Below are 2,430 nucleotides of genomic sequence, written 5' to 3' on the forward strand. Positions count from 1 at the left end.
ACACACCGCAGTACGCCAACACGCCCTGAAGCCACTCGGAGACGACACCACCAAGATCCTCACCGACCAGACCAAGACCAGACTTGCCGAGCTGTTCACCGACTGGCGAGCCGACGGAGACGTCCCGCCAAGCGGATAGCTGCGCAAGGTTGTGCTCCCCGTGCACGACGGCGCACTCGTTCAAGGCAGGTGCCCACTCCCTTACGACAATCGGCAGACGCCGGGGCAGCATCAGAGTGAGCGGGCCGACCTGAATATGAGGTAGAACCTGTAGTCGTAACTCGGGCACGATGCCCGGATGATGCTGCTGGTCCCCGCGAACCCTCTACGGCCCCGCCGGCCCGATGACCACTTCGCGGCCGAAGCCGACGCGGCCCGCGCCGCCGGGATCGACGTCGCGGTAGTCGACCACGACACGCTGACCCGCGGCGACCCGCAGCGCGCGGTCATGACCGTGCCCGCCGGCGGCGTCGCGGTCTACCGCGGGTGGATGCTTCGCAGCGACCAGTACGCGGCTTTCGCCGACGCCCTCGCGGCCCGGGGCGTGACCCTCCGCACCAGCAGCGACCAGTACCGCCACGCCCACGAACTCCCCGGCTGGTACCACCAACTTGCCCCGGTCACCCCGACCTCCACCTGGACAACCAGCGCTTAACTGCTCATCGGCCGGGAGGAACGAGCAGTCGCGGTCAGGGCGCTGGTGGATCGCGCTTTGACGGCCGTAGCGGCTTCCTGACCATCAGCGCATCGACCAACTTGGAAGGCTTTCACCCGGCTCTGACTTATGCCGGCGGCAACCGGCACGAGCAATGTTAGGAGCCAGTACGTCTTTCCGCGTCGGGCGTTCACTACTTGCCTTGCTCCGCTAGCGCCAGATCGTCATCAATCGCTTCTGCTGTGAGCAGGAGATTGATTTCCCTGTCCTTGAACTTGAAGTAGAGCAGCAAGCCTGTCGCGGTGGCTGCCAACGCGTTACCTGCCGCAGCACCCCACAAAAGCAGCGAGTCGCCCGCCCCGGCACCGATAAGACTGGCCGTGACGATCGAACCGCCAAGTGCGCTCGCCTGGAGGGTGGTGTGCACGCGGCGCGCCCGTCTCGCCGAGGCGTAGTAGAGGCGACTCTGCCCAGCCATGCGCCGAACGTACTTCGGCGTGTCGTATCCCAGTTTCCGGTCGAGCACAATCATCATCTGGGCAGCAGCGACCTGCTCCTCTGTGGTGCCCGTGTGCCCATCCAGCTCAGACTCTCGCAGTACGGGCGCAGGGAAGGCATGAAGGATCAAGTGCTCGTCTCGTTGGGAGAGTTCCGACAGGGCAAGCTGTGTCAGGACTCGCAGTCCGGCTGCACGGCTGGCGGGTGAGTCGTCATGGGCAAGCTCAGCGGCCCACGTGAACCGGCGCCACCACTCCTCGCGACGTGCAGCTATGTCTCGCTGCACGGTCGCACGATCGTTGCCTCGAACCGACAGCCGCACGCCGACAAATGCGCCGACTGCCGCTATCAACCCCGTCATCGTCTGCACCCACGGGTTCAGCGTCGTCCCCCTGTCGTTTCGGCTGAGAGCCCCGGAGACCAGAGGCTGAGGATGACGCGCTCCAGGATGCCGACCCTTCATACAACCAAGCAGACGCCGGTGCCGCCCAACCTGGCGCTGCCTCTGTCCGAGATGCGGGCAGAACCCTCATAGACGTTGACCGTGCTTACGCCCAATGAGTGCCAGCTCAGTGATCTTGGTTGCCATGGGGAAACCGACGTGCAGAGGGCCACGGCCTTCGTCTTCGACCATCTGGCTCAGCTCAGAGATCAGGCTGGCTTGCAGGTCAGCGGGGGTGACATTCCACGTATCCCTGATTAAGTTGAAGTACCTCTCGTAAGTGCACGATCCGCCCACAGCCAAGTTGTCGAAGACTGGAAAAATCCGGGGAAGCAGAAAGTGGCAGAACTTTGACCGGAACACCGGAGAGCTCGTCGGCTTCAACCGCGCGACCACCTCAGGGAACGCCCGCACTCGATCCCAGGTGACTTCGGTAATGTCGTTGTCCCTCACCGGCGCGCACGCCTGATGCCAAGCGCTGGCCAGGTCATCCCGGTTGGCGACCAGTAGACCGGTCACCTCGGCGCGGGAGAACGGCCGCAAAGCCCGCCACAAGGTCAGCCGCGGCAGGAACCCCGCCCACCAGTCGTCCAAGAACACCCCGTTCGGGTTCTGAGCAGCCAACACCTCGTAGTCCGCGTTGTGGAAGTCCTTCGGCCACCCTGTGCTTGTCTGCCACCACCGGACACCGACGATAAAGTCGCGCTTGTCGATTGGTTTCACGAGCCGCATCCTATGACTCGACAGCGACCGTCGACACCAGTCAATCGACACTCAAAGTTGGCCAGCCGTACCGGAAGGCCCGCTGTCAGCGCGGTTGGTCGACCCCTAAGGA

3 protein-coding genes are annotated in these 2,430 nt (G+C 64.0%); 1 reads left to right on the top strand and 2 read right to left on the bottom strand.

Annotated elements, in window-relative coordinates; genetic code table 11:
* Nucleotides 1–298 precede the first annotated feature (298 nt).
* Nucleotides 299–655 (top strand): hypothetical protein, encoded by a 357-nt coding sequence (locus tag KBX08_RS32915; RefSeq protein WP_210787653.1) that lies wholly within the window; start codon nucleotides 299–301, stop codon nucleotides 653–655.
* A 193-nt stretch (nucleotides 656–848) separates the two neighbouring features.
* Here the strand turns inward: KBX08_RS32915 and KBX08_RS32920 are convergent, their stop codons facing one another.
* Nucleotides 849–1,514 carry a hypothetical protein gene (locus tag KBX08_RS32920; RefSeq protein ID WP_210787654.1) on the bottom strand — a complete coding sequence of 222 codons (666 nt, stop codon included), beginning with the start codon at nucleotides 1,512–1,514 and terminating at the stop codon, nucleotides 849–851.
* A gap of 168 nt (nucleotides 1,515–1,682) precedes the next feature.
* The gene (locus KBX08_RS32925; RefSeq protein ID WP_210787655.1) at nucleotides 1,683–2,318 is read right to left on the bottom strand and encodes a hypothetical protein; all 636 of its coding nucleotides are present in this window, start codon (nucleotides 2,316–2,318) and stop codon (nucleotides 1,683–1,685) included.
* Between the last annotated feature and the right edge of the window lie 112 nt (nucleotides 2,319–2,430).

This window comes from Micromonospora sp. H61 (assembly GCF_018070325.1).
Lineage (GTDB): Bacteria > Actinomycetota > Actinomycetes > Mycobacteriales > Micromonosporaceae > Micromonospora > Micromonospora salmantinae.